The organism is Candidatus Aeolococcus gillhamiae, from assembly GCF_016464765.1.
GTDB classification, from domain to species: Bacteria; Chloroflexota; Dormibacteria; order Aeolococcales; family Aeolococcaceae; genus Aeolococcus; species Aeolococcus gillhamiae.
In genome coordinates this window covers 1-19,925 of the sequence record NZ_JAEKNS010000094.1, presented here as the reverse complement: position 1 = coordinate 19,925, position 19,925 = coordinate 1, and the positions used below count along the sequence as shown (strand labels likewise).

The window sequence follows — 19,925 nt, the reverse complement described above, 5'->3', positions numbered from 1 at the left end:
TGCATGGCTGGGTTCAGGACGCTGGGAATCGCCGCCGCGGCCGGCTTGCTGGCTTCCGGGCTCAGCGCCGCCGTGGCGCCGTCGGGTGGTGTTCATGCTGCGCCGCCAATGAAGACGAGCGCGGCACCAGGTGTTTCTCCAACCAAGGGTCACCTGCACCGGGGGGTCATGCCCGTCTTCGGCACCGGGCGCGGCGCCACAAAACCGGCGGCTGCGGCGGCACCGGTGGCGCCGCCGAGAGCACATCTCTCCTACTACGGAGGCAGCGTGGTTTCGACAATCCGCGTGGTGCAGGTTCTCTACGGGCAACCATCCACCACGGTGAAGTACGAGTCCGAGGTGCAGGACGTCGCCACCTCGCCGAGCGTCGGCACGTTCTACGGCGCAATCGCAAGCTCGTCCTACGTGGACTCGATGTCCGAGTACAACACCACGGGCAGCCCCCAGGGGACCTCCGGCACCAACCAGACGATCACTCGCGGCGGCTTCGACTCGCAGAACATCATCGCACCCTCGCAACCCAACAACCCATTTGCGCCAGGGAACACCACCCACACCATCGACGACACTCAGATCCAGGCTGAACTCAAGGTGCAGATCGCGGCTCATACCCTCCCAGCGCCCGCCCGCGACGGCGCCGGCAAACTGACGACGCTCTACGCAACCTACTTCCCGATCAGCGTGCACATCACCCTGCATGTTTCCAGCGGGACGGAAAAGAGCGGCGTCGACTTCTGCGCATACCATGGCACGACCTCGGCCCCGGAGGCGTATTACAGCGTCCTTCCGGACTTCACCACCGGTGGGATGGCCACCGGCTGCGGCGGCGGCACCGAATTCCAGAACGTCATGTCGGTCTCGTCACATGAGTTCGCGGAGGTCATCACCGACCCCGAGGTTGGGCTGGCCACAGGGGCTGTCGGCTCTCCGCTGGCCTGGTACGACGTCAACAACGGTGAGAACGGCGACATATGCAATGGCATCAATGCCAGCGTAGTCGGCCATGACGCCGTCGCGTACACGGTTCAGAAGCTCTGGAGCAATGCTCAGAACGCGTGTGTCACCGCGCCGGCGACGCCTCCGCCAGCGCCGCCGGCGCCCTTCCATCCGCACGGCGTGGGCGCGCCCCAGGTGGCGGTGACGCCGGACGGCTCCACGCAGCTGGTCTTCTGGAGCGGTTCCGACGGCCTGCTGCACGAGGCGTGGTACACCGGCAACTGGAACGGTCCGATCACCTTCCCGCAGCTCGGCCATCTGACCTCGGCGCCCAGCGTTGCCGTCACCAGGGACGGAAGCACGCAGCTCGTCTTCTGGCAGGGCCCGAACCGTCACCTGCTCGAGGCCTGGTACGCCGGGTCATGGAACGGTCCCGTCGACCTGACCGCCGCATGGGGCGGCGCCGGGTTGCTCGCGTCGTCGCCGAGCGTCGTGCCGACAGCTGACGGGGAGCAGCTCGTGTTCTGGCGCGGGATCGACGGCCATCTCTGGGAGGCGTGGTACACGGGGAGATGGAACGGCCCGGCCGACTTCTCCACCCTGGGAACGCTGGCGTCGTCCCCGAGCGCGACCATCACGCCCGACGGCAGCCAGCAGCTGGTGTTCTGGCCGGGGGTCGACAACCGCCTCACCGAGGTGTGGTTCTCAGGCAGCTGGCACGGTCCCGTGGAATTCGCCAACCTCGGGCTCATCAGTTCGACGCCGAGCGTCGTCGTCACCCCGGACGGCTCCACTCAACTGGTTTTCTACAGAAGCCCGTGGGGCGACCTGCTCGAGTCGTGGTATGCAGGATCGTGGAATGGGCCTCTGGATTTGACATCGAGCTCGTTCGGCGGCAAGGGCACGTTGACGTCGTCCCCGAGTGCGACGGTCACCCCGGACGGCTCCTCGCAGCTCGTCTTCTGGCAGGGCCCACGGCAAACGCTCTGGGAAAGTTGGTATGCGGGCGGCGCCTGGCACGGCCCCGTGGATTTCAGCGCGGGGTAGGACAATCGTCATGAAGGCAAGACGAGCGGTGCGTTTCGGCGTGGCTGGCCTAGCGCTGGTGATCCTGACCTCGGGCCTGGCAGTCTCGGCGCCGGCGGCTGCGGCCACTCCGGGTGCGGCGATCTCCCCTCCGCATGCGCCGTTCGACGACACGACAGGCGCGCCGCGGCCCGGCCTCACTCCCGGGGCCAGGGCGAGCTCGCTCATGCATCCGAAGCACCCGTTGGTGCGGCCCTCGCCTCAGTCGCTTTCCGCTGCGGGGGGCGCGGCCGGCGCCGGCAGCAGCCCGCCGGACCCTGAGGTCCTGGGGTTCGTGCAGCAAGGCGAGGTTGCTTCCGGGGCGTGGACGTCTGACCTGCGCATGAACCTCCTGTCGACGGTCGCGTACTTCGGTGTCAACGTCAACACCGACGGGACACTTGTGACCGGCGACTCGGGTTACTCGACATGGTGGAGCAGCCAGAGCACCAACCTCATCAACGCCGCACACAGCGCCGGCGACCGCGTGGTGCTCACCGTGAAGGCGTTCAACGACACCACGATCGCCGGGTCCACAGGATCGGAGCCGGCGCGGCAGACGTTGATCAACGGGATCATCAACCAGGTGGTCAACCGACCGGCGGATGGGGTCAACATCGATTACGAGGGCGTCAGCTCCAGCCTGGCGGCCAACTTCACGACGTTCATCTCGGAATTGCAGACGGCGCTTAGCGGCCGCGCCGCGGGGCGCTCGTACCTGACGGTCGACACGTACGCGAGCGCGGGGCAGGGGGGCACCATGTACGACCTCGCCGCGCTGTGGCACCACGTCGATGCGCTCGACCTCATGGGCTATGGCTTCGCGCCCTGCGTTGCCGGCCATTCGGGGCCCACGGCCCCGATGGGCGGCTGCTGGTACAACGTGACCCAGGCGGTCGGCGACTACATGACCAAGTACGGCGTACCCGCAAACGAGCTTCTCCTCGGTGTGCCGTACTACGGCTACAAGTGGAGTGTCAGCGCGCTCACCGGCTCCGGCCAGGACCCCACCACCTCAGGCAGCAGCGCGGACACGTACGCCGGAGCGCTGGGCGATTTCAGTTGCGCGCAGCAACTTCAGCAGCACTGGGACGCGACGTACCAGGAGCCGTGGGCCTCCTGGTACAGCCCCGCTACCGGTGACCCCTGCGGCGGCAACTACGGCTCGTACCGCGAGCTGTACTACGACAACGGCCAGTCGCTGGGGATCAAATACGACCTGGTCAACAGCCGTGCACTGCGCGGCATCGCCATCTGGGCACTCGGGTACGATAGCGGCAGCTCCGACCTGTGGAACGAGATCTCGGCCAAGTTCACGGTCACGAAGTACCCCGCGTTCAAGCCCAAGGGAGTCGGCGCCCCGAGCGTCACGGTCCTTCCCGACGGCTCGCAGCAGCTCGTGTTCTGGAAGGGATTCGCCAACCATCTCTTCGAGGGGTGGTACTCGGGCGGGTACTGGCACGGACCGCTCGACCTCACCAGCGTGCTCGGGCCGAGCGCGACGCTGGCGTCTGCTCCGAACGTGGCCGTGACTCCCGACGGGAACACCCAAACCGTGTTCTGGGCCGGCACCGGCGGGCATCTCTTCGAGGCGTGGTGGGCCACCGCCCGCTGGAACGGCCCCGTCGACCTGACTGCGGCCGCGCTGGGACCGTCGGGGGTGCTGGCGTCGTCGCCGAGCGTCGCCATGACCCCCGACGGGTCCACCCAGGCCGTGTTCTGGAAGGGTCCAGGCGCCCACCTCTATGAGGCCTGGTGGGCAGGAGGGCGGTGGAACGGACCAGCCGACCTGACGGCAGGAGCGTTCGGTGGCAGCGGTCTCATGAACTCCGCGCCCAGCGTTGTCGTCACACGCGACGGCTCGTCACAGCTTGTCTACTGGGCGGGGCCCGCCGGGCACCTGTACGAGGCCTGGTGGGCAGCGGGGCGGTGGAACGGTCCAGCGGACATCGCGGCCGCTGCCCTGGGGAGCGCCGCTACACTCGGCTCCGCTCCGAGCGTGACGGTCACCCCTGATGGCACGTCGCAGTTGGTTTTCTGGTCGGCACCCGGGGGTGCCCTGTTGGAGGCGTGGTGGGCCGGTGGGCGCTGGAACGGACCAGCCAACTGGACATCGTGGGCGTTCGGCGGACTGGGGCCGCTGAGCTCAGGGCCCAGCGCAACCGTCTTGCCGAACGGCTCGCAACAGTTGGTGTTCTGGCAGGGCCCGTCTGAGACGCTGTGGGAAGCGTGGTATGCGGGGCGCTGGTATGGCCCCGCCAACCTCAGTGCCGGGTAACGGCGGCGAGCCCGCCGCCGCCGGCCCTGAGGCGCATAGCCGCCAGCGCGACCGCCGTGAAGAAGAGCGGTCCAAACACCACCGACATCATCACGTACGGGAACCCGCCTGAAAGGAAGAGACCGTAGTACGCGGTGGTCCAGTTGACGGCAAACGCGCCGGCTGTGAAAGCAATGATCATCGGGGCGCCGACACGCCGGACGAACGGCGCCAGTGCAAGGAGCCAGAGCACGTACCAGGGCCAGAACCATGACAGTGCGAGCGCCACGAGCGTCAACAGAACCAGGAAGCTTCGCCTGAGTACCTCGGCTCCGAGATCCTCGCGGGCGCGACTCCGCACGAGGCGGACGCAGTGATACAGCAGGACGGCGACCACGATGCCGTACGCCGCCAGCGAGAGGCGCTGCGCGGCGCGGTCCGCCGACCACCCGGTGACGGTGGCGAGCGGGTCGGCCAGCGCCCATATCAGGGAGTTGGCGCGAAGGTCACCGTGGCTGGCCACCAAGGCGAGGTTGGTGCGGATCGTGCCGAGTCCGAAAGGAAGGTAGAGAAGCACGGTGAGGGCCATCGCGCCGGCGATGAACCCGGCCCACTGTTGGAGTCGCCGACGCCCGTCCACCGGCAACTTCCACATGGCGATGAAGAAAAGAGGCAGCAGCAGAAGCGGGGAGAACTTCACCAGCGCGGCGGCGACCACCGCGAGGGTCCCGGCGGCGGGCTGCCTGGCGACGAGGAAGGAGGCGGCAAGCACCAGGCACAGCACCTGCATCGCGTCGTTGTGTCCATTGGCACCGAATTCGATCAGGGCGGCGGGGTTCCAGGCGTACAGGAGCGTGCCGGGTAGTGCGTGCTCGGGCCGCCATCGTCGGAGGGACCGGTAGATCAGCGGGGCGCCGCACCAGAAGCAGGCGAGCACGAGGAGCTTGAGGGCCACCAAGTTGCGGACAAGCCCGCTGCCGACGAGTCGCGCGATGAGGTCGGCGGGATTCTGCCAGAGGGGACCGTATGGCGAGGCGGTACCAACGGACGTCACATACCGCATGTAGGGGAAATCGGCCACGGCGCCAGGGGGGGTGACGAACGGGTTGCCGCCGACGTCCACGACGAAGTGCGACCGCGCGACATAGTCGAAGAGATCCGTGGAGGAGAACGGATATGTGAACAACAGCAGCAACCCGAAGACGATGGAGCCGCCAACGATCACCGCCGCCGTTCGCGGGCCACCACCACGACGGCAGAGTCGGTACGCGGCCACGTAGAACACGAACAGCAGCACCCAACCGACGGCCAGGCCAAGCGCCGCTCCCTTCCCAGGCGCGAGAGCAGGGATCTGTTCGGCGGCGGAGCCAACGTGCCCGAGCAGAGGGTACACGCGGAGAAAGAACAGGCCGTAAACCGCGGCCGTGAGTGCGCCGAGGACGACCAGGCCCACGTCCAGAGGTCGGGGCCGCCACGCATCCCTGCCCGTGGACTGTCCCGCGACGGCGCCTTCCGGAGCGATTGCGGTGGTCTGGTCGTCGCTGCGCTGCGGAGGATGCGGCATCCGGTCGCTCACCCAGCCGGCATCATCGGTTGACGCTAGCCTGCCCGGCCGTAGGCTCGGCTCTGGCCGTCGACCGTCTGCTCCCAGGTGCCGTCGAGATCCACCATGCCGAGCCGGCCCTTCTCGTCGACGACGCGGAAGCTCATCACGTCCTCGATGTGGTCATACGCGTGGTTGAGGAAGCCGTCGTAGATGGCGGCGGTGATGTCGTATTTGGCGCCGAGCAGGCCGAGGTGGGGGATCGCGTAGCTGATGGTGCCGCGCGTGCCCGGTCCCGACGCCCTGACGTGGCTGTCGGCGGTCCGGGTGTTCGGCCCCGAGATGTTGATGCCGTCGCTGCGCTTGAAAGCGAGGCCGACGACAAAATCGTCGACGTCGGAGTGCACCGCGTAGTCGATGGCCACGGTGAGGCCGCCACCGGTGGCGAACGATGTGTGCTGGTTGCCGTTGTCGTCGAGGAGCCGCACCGCGGTGATCTCCACCTCGCGTGTACCCCAGCGATTCTCTGCGACCATGGCATCATCGGGATCGTGTTCATGATCGTCGGCCTCTGACATCGCACCGACGATGCGGCGGTACTGGGCGGTGACGTCGGCCGCCGGGCCGTCGGCGACCAGATGGCCTTTCTGGAGCAGCAGGACGCGGTCGCAATAGAGGTTCAACGCCGACAGGTCGTGGCTGACCAGGATGATGGTCCGGCCGTGCCGCTTGTAGTCGGAAAACACGTCGAAACACTTCTCCTGGAAGCGCGCGTCACCGACGGCGAGCACCTCGTCCATCAGCAGGACGTCGGCATCGGCTTGGATGGCGACAGTGAACGCCAAGCGCACGGCCATGCCCGACGAGAAGTTCTTCACCTTCTGGTCGGCGAACTCCTCGAGCTCAGCGAACTCGAGGATGCTGTCGACGCGAGTGGCGAGCTCCTTCCGTGTCATCCCCAGCACGGCTCCGCCGAGGAAGATGTTCTCGCGCGCCGACAGCTCGGGGTTGAAGCCGACGCCGAGCTCCAGGAACGGCGCCACCCGACCAGCGAGGCGCACCCGCCCTGAATCCGGTGAGTAGATCCGCGAGAGAATCTTCAACAGGGTGCTCTTGCCGCAGCCGTTCGGCCCGGTGATGCCGAGGAACTCGCCGGCGCCGACGTTGAAGCTGACGTCGTTCACCGCCAGCAGGTCACGGTAGCGCGAGGCGCTGCGCAGGTGGGTGACACGGTACTTCAACGTCGAGCTCCGATCCAGCGGGACGCGGAAATGCTTGCTGACGTTGGTGACTCTGACCGCCGGTTCGCTCACAGCGCTTCCCCGAACCTCGGGGTGAGCCGGTGGAACACCAGCAGGCCCACGGCGAAGAGGATGCACACCGCCACCAATGGAACGATGAGCAGGCCGCCGAGGATGTCGGACGACCACGGGATCACCGACGTCACCAGGGCTCGACGCATGTCCTCGATCAGCTGGGCCAGCGGGTTGAAGGCGATCAGCTGACGAAACCGCTCGGGGATGAGCGAGAAGGGGAACACGATCGCGCTCGCGTAGAAGAGGAGTTGCAGTGTGATCTCCCAGACGTGCCCCAGGTCTCGGTAGAAGACGAAGAGCGCGGACATGAGCAGGCCGATCCCCGCGACGAGCACGTAGAGCTCGACAAACAGCAGGGGGAGCAGCAGCGTCGACCAGCCGATGTGGAACCATCCCAGCGGCAGCCCGATGGCCAGCATCAACGCGAGGTTCACCCCCAGGGTCATGGTGGCGCTCAGGGTCGAGGCGACGACTGGGATCCAGCGCGGAAAGTACGCCTTGCGCACGATGTGCGCGTTGCCGACGATCGCACCCACCGCGGACACCGTGGCGTCGGCGAAGAAGGTCCAGACCACGATGCCGAGCAGCAGTTCGACGGCGAAGTTCTCGCCTGGCTTGGTCCTGCCTCGCAGCAGGAAGACCGCGAAGACCAGGTAGGTCATCCCGAAGATCAGCAGCGGTTTCACCAGCGACCACGCGTAGCCCAACACGGAGCCGGTGTACTTCAGCTTGAAGGTGGTCACAGCCAGCTCGCGCGTCAGGTTGAGGTTGCTGCGGAACGCGGAAGCGCGCGGGCTGACGGTGCGCGCCGCGACGGGGCGCTCGGGCAGGGTCGGATCAGAGATCATCGCGTGTCCAGGACTGGGGCAATGGCCTCATTGTGAGGTGCGTTCCCGGATTCGTGTCCTCAGCGCTTCAACCACGTTGAGAAGACGAGGATGGCGCCGCACCTGGCGACCCAGCTCGCCGCGCAGCGCGCGGTAGCACCGCCGCGCGACATCGGCGGCACCGTAACCGGCCAGCTCATTGCCGAGAAACGCGATGTACTCCTCCTTGAGGGCCACATCGTCGGCTTGATGGCGCAACTCGACGGCGAGCGCATCGACCTCCGCGGCAGAGTCCTGCACACGACCGCGTGACGTGCGCCGGCGGGGTGATGCGGGCGGCGTGGCGGCGTCGGTTGCCGAGATCCTGCGCGCCGCCAACGTCATCACGGCACGGGTGCCGGCGCGTGCCGGGCGCTCGTCGAACCGGGCGAGCTCGTGTTGCCACTTGTTGACGAAGATGGCCTGGTTGCGATGGCTCAGGAAGTGACGCAGCGGCACCGGTGTGCTGCCACCTTCCTCGTGGATCACCACAGACGCGGGTTCGCACACCACCCGCCATCCCTTGGCGCGCGCCGCCATGCACAGGTCAACATCCTCGTAGTACGCAGGAAAGTAGCGCTCGTCGAAGCCGTCCACGTCCTCCCACGCCTGCCGGCGCACCATCGCCGAGCAGAAGGACACGTAGTCCACGTCGCGCCTGCTCATGAGCTCCGCATCGTCTCCCGCGAGTCCGCGGCCGAGGTGCGAGGTGCTGCCGTCGCGCCAGATCACGTCGCCGGCCTCCTGGAGAAGACCATCGCCGAACAGCACGCGGCTGCCGGCAACGCCGATCCGCGGATCGTCTGTCATGGCGTCATTGAGCATGGTCAGCCATCCGGCGGTGACGGTGGCGTCGTCGTTGAGGAACACCAATCGGTCCGCGCGGGCGAACCGCGCCGCCCAGTTGCAACCGCCACCGAATCCGTGGTTCACGGCGGAGCGAACCAGAACGATGTCGTCGCGCGCGGCCAGAGGTTGCAGGGCGCTTGACGGAGTGCCATTGGCCAGTACGATCACCTCGGCGACCGGACCTCCGGCGACGTGCGCAACGATGGAGTCCAGGCACCGTTGCACACGCTCTGTGCTCTCAGTGACCAGGACGACGATCGATACCTCAGGCGAGGCGGGCACCGTGGCACCGCGGACGACGCGCTGACCTGGCGCGGGCGAGTCTTCGGTGGTCACCGTTGCAGTCGTCCGTGTTCCACCGCGTTTGCCCTCAGTGTCCGGATCGCGCTCGCTGAAGACGGCGCTGCCCCGCAGCGCGGACCGACGCGGCCGCGACGCGCCCTGCCCGAACTGCCTCACGGACCGCCTGGCGCGCGCCCTGTGGATGTGCTGCCGGGACCGCTCCGCTGGCCGGCGCGGAACCCGTCCAGGGCCTAGTCAGCGACGGCGCCGTGACCGGAACGGGCGCGACGCCTTTGCGCAGGATGAAGATGAACTCATCGTCGACACCCGGCTCGCATCCGGCGAAGTCGAGAAGCTCGAACTCGATGCCGTCGCGGCGACGCACTGCACCCAGGTAGTCGACGAACGTGTCCGGGCGCCACACGTGAAAGTGGATGCTGTAGTCCATCTCGAGGAGGAGCTGCACCCGTTCCTCTGGATCAGGACGGTCCGTCGCCCACCACGGCTGATGGCGTTCCACGTTCTCCACCCAGTCGACGAAGTGCTCACGACGCGAGGTGGAGCCGTCGGCGTGGTCGCGCACCAGGTGCTCCATGGTGGTCGGCTGACGCTCCCTGTCGAAAGTGACACGCGGCTCGGGAAGCGCGCAGAAGAAGATGCCGCCGTCACGCAGCACGCGATGGATCTCGCGCAATGCGCGCGTGGGATCCTCGATGTGCTCGAGCACGTGACATGCGACCACGAAGTCCATCGACGAGTCGGTGACGTCGGCGAGATTCTCAGCGCTGCCGATATGCGCCACCGGCACCAGGTCGAGCGCTGCAAGCTCGGGATACTGACGACGCAGATCGGCAACGCTGAGACGGTCGACGTATTCCACCTCCACACCTGGCGGAACAGCCAGCGGCTGATGGAGAGCACCCAGCTCGATGCCCTTTCCGGTCAGCCACCCGGCCAGGTGCGAACGCTTCGCGGATGACATGCTGGATCTCCATCGGAAGAGGGTGACGGACGTGCCTACATGGTAGCCGCCATCTCGATGATGACGTGTACCATTGCGCAAGTGAAGGGTCTGATCCTGAGCGGAGGCAAGGGCACCCGGCTGCGACCGATCACGCACACATCGGCAAAGCAACTGGTGCCGATCGCCAACAAGCCGATACTTTTCTACGCCGTTGAGGCCATCGTTGCAGCGGGCATCGACGAGATCGGCATCATCACCGGCGACACCGGCGCAGAGGTCGAGGCTGCGGTCGGCGACGGATCACGGTTCGGCGCACGCGTCACCTACATCGCCCAGGACGCACCCCGCGGGCTCGCTCACGCTGTGCTGTGCGCACGAGAGTTCCTCGCCGGCGAGCCGTTCGTGATGTATCTCGGCGACAATCTCATCCGCCATGGGATCGTACCGATCGTCGAGGGTTTCACCGAGACCCAGCCGGACGCGCTCATCCTTCTCGCCCGCGTTCCGGAACCCCAACATTTCGGCGTCGCCGAGTTGATCGAGGGCAAGGTGGTGCGCTTGGTGGAGAAGCCGGCAAAACCCACCAGCGACCTCGCGCTGGTCGGTGTGTACCTCTTCAACCACACCGTCTTCGAGGCCATCGACGCCATCGACTACTCTGCGCGTGGCGAGTTGGAGATCACCGACGCCATCCAGAGGATGATCGACACCGGGCGGCGAGTCGATCCACACCTCATCGTCGAGCCGCACCAGGCGCTGGTGGCCACCTGGAAGGACACCGGCCGTCTCGAGGACATGCTCGAGGCCAACCGCATCGTTCTCGATGATCTTGCGCCGCGCATGGAGGGGACGATCGGTGAGGGCGTCCGCATGCACGGCAAGGTGATCGTCGAGCGCGGGGCGCAGCTCACCAATTGCACGGTGCGTGGCCCGGCGATCATCGGCGAGAACACAGTCATCGACGATGCGTACATCGGTCCGTACACGTCCATCTACTACGGTTGCACCGTGCGCAACGCCGAGCTGGAGCACAGCATCGTGCTCGAGAACAGCGTGATCGAGAACGTCGAGGGGAAGATCGAGTCGTCGCTGATCGGCAAGGAGTGCCTGATCGGCCGGTCCCCGCTGCGCCCGCGCGCCTACAAGCTGATGGTGGGCGACCACAGCCGGGTCGAGCTGCGCTGATGGCCTGGATGCAGCCCACCCCGGAGATCGAGACCGCCCTGAGTCGCATGGAGGCGCGGCCCGCGGCCGAGCGCTTGGGGCGGATCCACGACGTGCAGGTCAAGACCTTCGTCAAGCACGCCGACCAGCGCGGCTTCTTCATCGAGCAGCTCAAGCGCGGCGACCTCGACGACGACGGCCGGCCGTTCATCGGTGAGCGACCCTTTGCGCAGATGTCGCGCAGCCTAGTGTACGCGCGCGGTGGCAACCCGCCGGAACTGATCAAGGCCTTCCACTGGCACGAGCTACAGTGGGACTACTGGGACATCGTCGTCGGGAACGCTCGCGTCGTCCTCGTCGACCTGCGGGCGGACTCGCCGACGTGCGGCACCATCCAGACGCTCATCCTCGGCGAGAACAGCCCGTGCATGGTGGCCATCCCCCCGCTCGTCGCCCACGGCTACCAGTGCCTGGGCCTGGAGAACGTGCACCTCGTGTATTACGTGACCGAGCCGTACAACCCCGCCCAACCGGATGAGGGACGCATCGCCTGGAACGACCCACGCATCGGGTTCGATTGGCGGATCGAGAACATCTGATGCGCCGTCAACTCCGCTCCCCAGCATGAGACTGCTTGTCTCCGGTGGCGCCGGGTTCATCGGCAGTGAGTTCGTGCGCCAGACAATCAGCAACCACCCCGAGGATCGCGTCGTGGTGCTCGACAAGCTGACCTACGCCGGCAACGTCCGCAACCTCGACCCGGTGGCGCAGAGCGCGAACTACCGCTTCGTGGAGGGCGACATCTGTGACGGTACCCTGGTCGCGGAGCTCGTCCGCGACGTCGATGCCATCGTCAACTTCGCCGCGGAGTCACACGTCGATCGCTCCCTGGAGGCACCCGGGCAGTTCATCCAGACGGACGTGTTCGGAACGTATGTGCTGCTGGAGGCGGCGCGCGCCAGCGGAGTCGAACGGTTCCTCCAGGTGTCGACCGACGAGGTCTACGGCGACGTCGAGGAGGGCAGCAGCACCGAGCACGACCCGCTGCGTCCGCGCAGCCCGTATTCGGCCAGCAAGGCCGGGGGCGAGATGATGGTGTGGGCGTATCGCGCGTCCTACAGCTTGCCGGTGATCACCACCCGCGGGTCGAACACTTACGGTCCGTACCAGTACCCCGAGAAGATCATCCCCCTGTTCATCACCAACGCCATCGATGATCAGCTGCTGCCGATCTACGGCGACGGCAGTGCGGTTCGCGACTACATCCATGTCGCTGACCACGCTCGTGGCATCGACACGGCGCTGCGACAGGGCACGGCAGGTCAGGACTACAACGTCGGCTACGGTGGTGCCACCAGCGGCGGGGAGGTGGCGGACCTGGTGCTCGGCGCGCTCGACAAGCCGGCTTCTCTGAAGCAGCACGTACGCGACCGGCTCGGACATGACCGGCGCTATTCCGTTAACAGCGACAGGCTGCGCGGGCTCGGCTGGCGCCCGCTGGTCCCGCTCGATCACGGCCTGCGCGAGACCGTCCAGTGGTATCGCGAGAACGAACAGTGGTGGCGTCCGCTGAAATCGGGTGAGTTCTGGGAGTTCTACCGCCGCAATTACAAGCCGCTCCAGGCCGACGCGGCGCAGGGCTTGTGAAACTCCTTCTCACCGGCGCGGACGGCCAGCTCGGCCGCGAGCTGTTCGACACCGCGACGGCGTCGGGGCACGCCGTGCACGCCACCACCCGAGCGGGATGCGACATCACCGACGCGGCGGCCGTGGCGAGCAACCTCGAGGAAGCCACCCCCGATGTGCTGGTGAACTGCGCCGCGTGGACCAGGGTGGACGCCGCCGAATCGGACCGCGACGGTGCCTTCCGCGCCAACGCGCTCGGACCGCGCGTCCTCGCCTCTGCATGCGCCGCACGCGACGTTCTGCTGGTACATCTCAGCACTGACTACGTCTTCGACGGCACGGCGACCGACCCGGTCGACGAGTGGCAGCAGCCCTGCCCGCGCTCCGCCTATGGCGCCAGCAAGCTCGCCGGCGAGGCTGAGGTTCGCGGTCTCGCCCGGCGGCACCAGGTGGTGCGCACATCGTGGCTATACGGAAGCCATGGGCCGAACTTCGTTCTGACCATGCTGCGCGCCGCCGCGAGCGGCACGCCCTTGCGGGTGGTGTCCGACCAGGTGGGCACGCCGACGTGGACCGGTCACCTGGCGCCGGCGCTGCTCCGCCTCATCGCCCGGGACCTGCCCGGGACCTTCCATCTCACCAACTCCGGCCAGGTCAGCTGGCACGGCTTCGCGCAGGAGATCTTCGCGGCCAGCGGGATCGCCACCGATGTCGCCGCCATCACCACCGCGGACTGGCCGACGCCGGCTCCGCGGCCCGCATACTCGGTGCTCGACAATCGAGTGTGGCGCCTGCTCGGCGAGAGCCCGCTGCCGGACTGGCGCGACGGGCTCCACGCGTACCTCGCAGCGATCCGTGAGCAGGGTGTGCCCGGCGCGTAGTGCGCCAATCGTCGGCTGAGGATGAGCGTGCCCGAGGCAGAGCCCCCCGATCGCGAGCCGCGCCACGCCGACGCTCTGCGCATCGTGGTCCCCCGCTACGGAGAATCGGTGGTCGGCGGAGCGGAGAGCGCCATGCGCCGGCTCGCCCATGCACTGTCAGCGCGGGAGTGGACGGTGCAGGTGTGGACGACCACCGCCGTCGACGAGGCGACGTGGCGCACCGCCTTCACAGCCGGCGTCGAACGCGACGGCCCGGTGAAGGTCCGTCGGTACCCGGTCGCGCTGCGGCGGCATCCCTGGCTGTTCGCACGCCTGTCGACGGCCGCGTACCACCTCCCCCGTCCGCTGCGTGGCGAGCGGATGTGGTCCATCGCTCAGGGTCCGTACTCGCCGGGATTGATCCGCGCGCTCTCACAGGCCGCGCCGGTCCCGACGCTGTTCTCGCCCTACCTGTTCCATCCCACTCTGTTCGGCCTCCCCGCCGCGCCACACCCACGCATCCTCGTGCCCGCGGCGCACGACGAACCGGCACTGCGCCTGGCTGTCGTGCGCCGGGCCATGCTCTCTGCGGATGCGCTCTGGTTCCACAGTCTCGAGGAGCGTGACCTGGTCGCGACCATCCACCCAGAGACAGGCGCGCTGCCCTCAGCATGCGGCGTCGTCGGTGTCGACGCACCGGGCGACGTCGACGCTAACGCGTTCGCGCGGCGCCATGAAATCGCCGGCCCGTACCTCTATTTCGGCGGTCGCATCGCGGGCGGGAAGGGGCTTGAAACGCTCCTCGCCGCGGGCGCGCTGCTGCACACGTCGGACGCGTCGGCGACGCTGGTGTTGAGTGGCGAGGCGGGTGACGGCGTCGACACACCCGAGGTGCGCCGCGTCGGGCGGCTCGGCGAACGGGAACGGTGGGAGGCGATCGCGGGAGCTGTGGCGATCGTGGTGCCCGGCTCGATGGAGTCCCTCTCCCTTCTGGCGCTCGAGGCCTGGTCCATGGGCCGGCCGTGCCTGCTCAATGCCAGCTCCGCAGTGCTTGCCGGCCACGCGGCGCGCAGCGGCGGCGGATGGACGTTCCGTGACGCGAGCCAGCTCGCCGCCCAGGCTGCCCACCTCATCGACAACCCGGAGCAGGCTGCGGCGATGGGGGCGGCTGGACGCGCGTACGTTGCCGCCACCTACCGCTGGGACCTTGCCGAAGAGCGACTGCGAACCCTCCTGGCGGCCACGGCACGGTGATCCGCTACCTGCTCGACGGACGCTCGCTCCAGGACGAGTCGTCGGTGCGCGGCATCGGCACCTACCTGCGCGGCCTGCTCATCGGCTACGCCTCCCTGGGGGTGAGCAACGACGTCGGCCTGCTGCTCGAGCGCGGCCCCGCCCCGCACGCGGGACTTGTCGCCGCCGGCTTTGCGACGTACCCGGCGCGGCTGCGGCCGCTGAACCGCCATGTGCGACCGGTGCTCGACCCACTGCAGATCCGCCGTGCACTGGCTGGCCGGCCTCCGGCTCTGTATCACGCGGTGGAGTACGGCCAACCGCTACGTCCCTCGATCCCGGTGGTGGTCACCGTCCACGACCTCATCCCCTTCGTGATGCCGGGCGAGTACCCATGGATGCGCCGCGAGCGGGCCCTGCCGATGCGCCAGTTCCGCAGCGCGGACGCGGTGGTCGCCGTGTCGCAGTCGACCGCCGACGACCTGCAGCGCATCGCCGGGGTCGATCCCGCGCGCATCTCCGTGATCGCCGAGGGGGTGTCGCCCCACCGACCGCGGTCCGATGACGAGACGGCGTCGCTGAGAGCTCGACTGCGTCTCCCAGGACGCTTCGTCCTCGCCGTGGGGACGTTTGACCCGCGCAAACGCATCGAGCTCCTCGCCGATGTGGTGCGCGGCCTGCGCCGGCATCACGGGGTCCGTCTGGTCATCGCCGGCTCCCAGGGCAACTTCGCTGCCGCCGTCGCCAGCATCGTGGCCCGGGCTGGGCTGAGCGAGCACGTCCGCCTCCTCGGCCACGTGACCGACGACGAGCTCGGGGGGCTGTACCAGATGAGTGAGTGTCTGCTGTTCACCTCTGCCTACGAGGGCTTCGGGCTGCCCCCGCTCGAAGCGATGGCGGCGGGCGCCCCGGTCGCGGTGTTCGACAACTCCTCGCTGCGCGAGGTCGTGGCGGACGCCGCCCTGGTCGTCGAGGACGGCAACGCCGCCCTGATGGTCGCCGAGGTGAGCGCGCTGCTCGCCAACCCGGCCGAGCGTGAACGCCGCGTCGCCGCCGGGCGCGAGCGGGCCGCACAGTTCACCTGGGAGAAGACGGCGGCCGCGACGTTGCGCGTGTACCAGCGGGTTCTAAGGCAGCGCTGACCTGGGGCCGGCGACCGGGACGGCGGCGCGGGGCGCGGTATCATGCCGCTGTCCCTCGCAGCGCCAACTCGAAAGGCGTGATCGAGGCGGGTGCGCAGCGCACCACCAGCTCACCACGGGAGAACGCGCGTGCCCGGCACAGCCCTGATCACCGGTATCACCGGCCAGGACGGGACCTACCTCGGTCAGTTGCTCCTGTCCAAGGGATACCACGTGTATGGCCTGGTGCGCGGCCAGAACAACCCCCGGCTGGAGTCGGTGGCCCGTCTCTGTCCGGGCATCGAGTTCATCGAGGGTGACCTGCTCGATCACTCCTCTCTGGTGGCGGCGTTCGAGAGCTGCCAGCCCACCGAGGTGTACAACCTCGGCGCGATCAGCTTCGTGGGGCTGAGCTTCAAGCAGGCGCTGCTCACCGGCGAGGTGACCGGCCTCGGCGTGGTGCGCATGCTCGAAGCGATCCGCACCGTCAACCCACAGATTCGCTTCTACCAGGCGTCGAGCAGCGAAATGTTCGGCAAGGTGCGCGAGTCGCCGCAGACCGAGCTGACCGCCTTTCATCCCCGGTCGCCGTACGGGGTCGCCAAGGTGTACGGCCACTACATCACGGTCAACTACCGCGAGAGCTACGACATGTTCGCCTGCAGCGGCATCCTCTTCAACCACGAGTCCCCGCGCCGCGGGCTGGAGTTCGTCACCCGCAAGATCACCAACGCCGCCGCCAAGATCAAGCTCGGCCTGCAGAAGCAGATCTCGCTCGGCAACCTGGACTCACAGCGTGACTGGGGCTTTGCCGGCGACTACGTCGACGCGATGCGCCTGATGATGGCCCAGGACCAGGCCGACGACTTCGTGATCGCCACCGGGGTCACCCACAGCGTCCGCGAGTTCTGCGACATCGCCTTCGCCCACCTCGGGCTCGACTACCGCGACCACGTTGTCAGCGACGACGCCCGCTTCCTTCGGCCGGCCGAGGTCGACGTGCTCATCGGCGACGCCTCCAAGGCACGGCGGGTGCTCGGCTGGGAGCCCAAGGTGCCCTTCGCCGAGCTGGTCACGATGATGGTGGACGCCGACCTCGCCGCCCAGCAGAAAGCGATGCGCAACGAGGCGGCCGGGTAGGCCGAGCGGACCCATGGACCGTTTGGCCGGTTCTTCGGCCGGGTAAGCTGGTCGTGACCGGTCTCATTCCCCCGGTCCGAGGAATGCCATGCGACCGCAGCTTGCCACCAGCCCCGACGTCTACGACCGTGCCCGCCGGTTCGCCCGCGAGCAGGGAATGCCCGTGTACATCAGCGAGGGCGAGGTGGTCGTCGAACGGCCTGCCAAGACCACCGCGATGGTCTGGCCCAACGGCAGCGTGACATGGGGCAACGCCTCCGGGTCGGACCGCCGCCGAGCCGCCGCTTAAGGCGAAGGGGGAACTGCGTTCCCCCCTCGGACACCCCCCGGCGAGCGGTGTCAGCTGCGGCGACGTGAAGTCGCCGGCGCTGACGGCTCGAGCGCATTTATTCTTTTTCGGTGACTGTGTACTCCAGGTAGGCACCGAACATCAGGCGGGTCTGTGCCTCGAGGGCGGGGATCACGCTCAGCGCCAGGCCGACCACCGGGTAGAGAAAGAGCTGCAGCTCCGCGTAGCGCCGCCGCCACCAGGGCCAGTCCGACGGCTTGGGGCACATGGTCGCGTCCACCCGGATGAGCACCAGGGTGTTGAGCAGGGTGAAGGTGAGGATCGCGGCCGTCAGCCAGCCGATCCAGAACGCCTCGGTGGTCAGGCTGTAGTCGAGGTCGATCAGAGCCGGCAGCGCACCCCCGAAGAACAGCAGCATGGGCAACGTGGTCCAGGTAAGGTGGTTGAACACCAGGTTCATGTAGCGGCGCAAGCGAAGACGGAACGGGATCTCCGAGTGTTCGAGCATGCGCAGGGTCACGTAGGGCACGTCGCTGGCTCCCCACGCCCAGCGCTTGATCTGGTTGTACTGAGACGCGTGCGTGGATGCGTAGCTGCGCGCCCGCGGGGCGTCACCGAACACGCGGATGAACGCGGGACGGACGTGGAGACGCTCACCGAAGCGGAAGAAGCTCTTCCAGAAGAAGCGTGAGTCCTCGGGGATGACGTCGGAGTCCCAGTAGCCGACGTCATCGAGCAGCTTCAGCGAGGTCGTGTACGAGGAGAACATCACCAGTCGGTGGGGGTTCTGATGCAGGAACATCTGCCATTGGGTTGCCGCCGTGGCCATCACCCGCACGGCCGCAGGCACGCGCCAGAGATTGTTGAGGAACACCGGGATGGGCTGCCAGATCGACGTCAGCGGGTCCTCGGTGGTGCAGAACTCGTGGGTGATGTAGGCGAAGTACTGCGGGTGGAGGCGGTAATCCGAGTCGAGATCGGTGACCACCGTGTGCGCAGGGTCGAGCCCCATCTCGTCGCAGGCCTCCTTGAGCACCGGCCCGCCGTACGCCATCGCCGCCGACTTGCCGACGACGATGCCGGGCAGCAGTGGGTCCTTGATGTGGATGAAGGCACGGAAGCGATGACCGAACTCATCGCGAAGGCGATCGACGTTCTCCCAGCCGCCGTTGTCACTGACCCGAGTGATGATCGCGCACACCCGTTGCTGGTCTGGAAAGTTCTGGTCCACGAGCGCCGCGACGGTGGCGCGCAGCACCTCGTACCTCTCGGTGTACGTGGGGATGAGAGCGCATTGCACCACCTGGTCGGGGCGAGGGCGTCCCGGTGCGGCCGACAGTGCCTGGCAGCGCGCCCACCAATCGATCTCCTCGGTTCGCTGCACGACGCGCAGCGATCGACTCACCGCGCGCACGGTGAGCGCGGTGCGGCCGAACCAATAGACGTCGAGCATGACGGCGCCGAGACCGAGGATCCACAGCTTGGTCGGGTCGTTGAGGCGGATGGCGAACGCCACCACCACGGGCAGGAGCAGCACCGTCCAGGTGAGCGCACCCGGAACGATCTCGAGCAACCGCTGCCGGGCGTGTGGCGACAGGCGTTGCGCAGCCGTGCGGGCGATCACCGCGCCAGTCTAGGTGGGCGTCCTCGCAGGGAGCCCCGCTGATGGGGACCATCTTCGTCACGGCGGCGTCGACGCCCGCCCGCGAACGGTTATCCTCGTCAGCCCCGCGCAGGCGCTGCGCACACTCCAGGACAGGTCTTCACATATGCCCGCTCGCACGCCCGACGACAAGGACGAGACGACCCCCGCTGCCGAGGCTGAGCCCGAGAGGGCTGCCGCCGAGGAGGAGGTGGACCCAGAGGTCGTCGACAGTGTCGCTGAGGTGGACGTGGTCGAGGACGTCGAGGTGGTCGTCGATGAGGAGGAGGACGACGACGACGACGACGACGATGGCGATGGCGAGAAGGTCGCCGTGGTCGCCCCCGTCGCGGTGGTCCGGCCGACTCCGCGCCCCCAGCCGGGCCGTCCCCCGAGCGCCAAGGAGGAACCTCCGCCGCCCTTCGACATCGGTGAGCGTGTGCGGCTGACCTCCAACATCCGGCCGCGGACGGGCACGCCGATCGGCGACTACCCGGTCGGCTCTCTGGGCCGGGTCGAGACCGTCCTGAGCCAGACGGCGATCGTCCGTTTCGACCGCGCCGCCGACATCAAGGAGGTGGTGGCCTTCTCTTGCCTCGAGACGGCGGAGGGTGTGATCGGCCGCGGTGACGGTCCCCCAGTTCCGCCCGCCCCGCCCGTGCCCGTCAGGCGCACCACCGGCTCGACCGCCTCCCACCCCGTGGCCGTGCTTCGCGGGGTGCCCCGCCCGCCCGCCCCACGCGAGCTGCCGCCCCCCGCGCCGGCCCGGCTC

16 protein-coding genes and 1 pseudogene are annotated in these 19,925 nt (G+C 67.8%); 11 read left to right on the top strand and 6 right to left on the bottom strand.

Annotated features, from left to right (window positions below):
• The first annotated feature begins 3 nt into the window (after positions 1–3).
• Together JF886_RS09000 and JF886_RS08995 are read left to right on the top strand one after the other, a co-directional pair.
• A complete protein-coding gene (locus tag JF886_RS09000; RefSeq protein ID WP_337311664.1) occupies positions 4–1,983 on the top strand; it encodes a DUF8189 domain-containing protein in 1,980 nt (659 codons plus the stop codon).
• Positions 1,984–1,993: 10 nt separating this feature from the next.
• Positions 1,994–4,279: a glycosyl hydrolase family 18 protein gene (locus JF886_RS08995; protein WP_337311661.1), complete on the top strand. Its 2,286-nt coding sequence runs from the start codon at positions 1,994–1,996 to the stop codon at positions 4,277–4,279.
• On the opposite strand, the gene JF886_RS08990 is transcribed toward JF886_RS08995, so the two are convergent.
• The 5 genes from JF886_RS08990 to JF886_RS08970 are packed head-to-tail and all read right to left on the bottom strand — an operon-like array spanning position 4,266 to position 10,096.
• On the bottom strand, positions 4,266–5,834 hold the full coding sequence (locus tag JF886_RS08990; protein WP_337311659.1) for an MptA/MptB family glycosyltransferase: 1,569 nt from the start codon (positions 5,832–5,834) through the stop codon (positions 4,266–4,268). The two genes, JF886_RS08995 and JF886_RS08990, sit on opposite strands and share 14 nt — an antisense overlap.
• A gap of 23 nt (positions 5,835–5,857) precedes the next feature.
• Entirely contained in the window at positions 5,858–7,114 is a 1,257-nt protein-coding gene (locus tag JF886_RS08985) for an ABC transporter ATP-binding protein (protein WP_337311657.1), read from the bottom strand.
• Positions 7,111–7,965, bottom strand: a complete 855-nt coding sequence (locus JF886_RS08980) for an ABC transporter permease (protein WP_337311655.1) — start codon at positions 7,963–7,965, stop codon at positions 7,111–7,113. The genes JF886_RS08985 and JF886_RS08980 overlap by 4 nt, the downstream gene beginning before the upstream one ends.
• Positions 7,966–7,992: 27 nt before the next feature.
• A complete protein-coding gene (locus JF886_RS08975; protein WP_337311653.1) occupies positions 7,993–9,168 on the bottom strand; it encodes a glycosyltransferase family 2 protein in 1,176 nt (391 codons plus the stop codon).
• 34 nt (positions 9,169–9,202) lie between these two features.
• The gene (locus tag JF886_RS08970) at positions 9,203–10,096 is read right to left on the bottom strand and encodes a class I SAM-dependent methyltransferase (protein WP_337311650.1); all 894 of its coding nucleotides are present in this window, start codon (positions 10,094–10,096) and stop codon (positions 9,203–9,205) included.
• Between the two features lie 81 nt (positions 10,097–10,177).
• Here JF886_RS08970 and JF886_RS08965 point away from each other — a divergent pair, with 81 nt between their 5' ends.
• From JF886_RS08965 to JF886_RS08930, 8 genes are all read left to right on the top strand, one after another.
• The gene (locus tag JF886_RS08965) at positions 10,178–11,263 is read left to right on the top strand and encodes a glucose-1-phosphate thymidylyltransferase (protein ID WP_337311648.1); all 1,086 of its coding nucleotides are present in this window, start codon (positions 10,178–10,180) and stop codon (positions 11,261–11,263) included.
• Complete coding sequence (locus tag JF886_RS08960) at positions 11,263–11,841, top strand: dTDP-4-dehydrorhamnose 3,5-epimerase family protein (protein ID WP_502711418.1); 579 nt, start codon at positions 11,263–11,265, stop codon at positions 11,839–11,841. Before JF886_RS08965 ends, JF886_RS08960 begins: the two co-directional genes overlap by 1 nt.
• 25 nt (positions 11,842–11,866) lie before the next feature.
• Positions 11,867–12,889, top strand: coding sequence for a dTDP-glucose 4,6-dehydratase (rfbB, locus tag JF886_RS08955; protein WP_337311646.1), 1,023 nt, complete (start codon positions 11,867–11,869; stop codon positions 12,887–12,889).
• Positions 12,886–13,749 (top strand): dTDP-4-dehydrorhamnose reductase, encoded by an 864-nt coding sequence (rfbD, locus tag JF886_RS08950; RefSeq protein ID WP_337311644.1) that lies wholly within the window; start codon positions 12,886–12,888, stop codon positions 13,747–13,749. The genes rfbB and rfbD overlap by 4 nt, the downstream gene beginning before the upstream one ends.
• A 27-nt stretch (positions 13,750–13,776) precedes the next feature.
• Entirely contained in the window at positions 13,777–14,982 is a 1,206-nt protein-coding gene (locus tag JF886_RS08945) for a glycosyltransferase family 4 protein (RefSeq protein WP_337311642.1), read from the top strand.
• Positions 14,979–16,103, top strand: coding sequence for a glycosyltransferase family 4 protein (locus JF886_RS08940; RefSeq protein ID WP_337311640.1), 1,125 nt, complete (start codon positions 14,979–14,981; stop codon positions 16,101–16,103). The genes JF886_RS08945 and JF886_RS08940 overlap by 4 nt, the downstream gene beginning before the upstream one ends.
• A 129-nt stretch (positions 16,104–16,232) precedes the next feature.
• A complete protein-coding gene (locus tag JF886_RS08935) occupies positions 16,233–17,222 on the top strand; it encodes a GDP-mannose 4,6-dehydratase (protein WP_337311638.1) in 990 nt (329 codons plus the stop codon).
• Positions 17,223–17,310: 88 nt separating this feature from the next.
• Positions 17,311–17,511 (top strand): hypothetical protein, encoded by a 201-nt coding sequence (locus JF886_RS08930; RefSeq protein ID WP_337311636.1) that lies wholly within the window; start codon positions 17,311–17,313, stop codon positions 17,509–17,511.
• A 97-nt stretch (positions 17,512–17,608) separates the two neighbouring features.
• Here JF886_RS08930 and JF886_RS08925 read toward each other — a convergent pair whose 3' ends face one another.
• Positions 17,609–19,135 (bottom strand): glycosyltransferase family 2 protein, encoded by a 1,527-nt coding sequence (locus JF886_RS08925; RefSeq protein WP_337311633.1) that lies wholly within the window; start codon positions 19,133–19,135, stop codon positions 17,609–17,611.
• Positions 19,136–19,280: 145 nt separating this feature from the next.
• Here JF886_RS08925 and JF886_RS08920 point away from each other — a divergent pair.
• Positions 19,281–19,925, top strand: a pseudogene (locus tag JF886_RS08920) (hypothetical protein); the annotation flags it as partial.

What these genes read in the sequence shown, in the direction of transcription:
- JF886_RS09000 (WP_337311664.1), top strand. Translation starts at nt 4, where the DNA reads ATGGCTGGGTTCAGGACGCTGGGAATCGCCGCCGCGGCCGGCTTGCTG.
- JF886_RS08995 (WP_337311661.1), top strand. Translation starts at nt 1,994, where the DNA reads ATGAAGGCAAGACGAGCGGTGCGTTTCGGCGTGGCTGGCCTAGCGCTG.
- JF886_RS08980 (WP_337311655.1), bottom strand. Translation starts at nt 7,965, where the DNA reads ATGATCTCTGATCCGACCCTGCCCGAGCGCCCCGTCGCGGCGCGCACC.
- JF886_RS08970 (WP_337311650.1), bottom strand. Translation starts at nt 10,096, where the DNA reads ATGTCATCCGCGAAGCGTTCGCACCTGGCCGGGTGGCTGACCGGAAAG.
- JF886_RS08960 (WP_502711418.1), top strand. Translation starts at nt 11,263, where the DNA reads ATGGCCTGGATGCAGCCCACCCCGGAGATCGAGACCGCCCTGAGTCGC.
- rfbB (WP_337311646.1), top strand. Translation starts at nt 11,867, where the DNA reads ATGAGACTGCTTGTCTCCGGTGGCGCCGGGTTCATCGGCAGTGAGTTC.
- JF886_RS08930 (WP_337311636.1), top strand. Translation starts at nt 17,311, where the DNA reads ATGCGACCGCAGCTTGCCACCAGCCCCGACGTCTACGACCGTGCCCGC.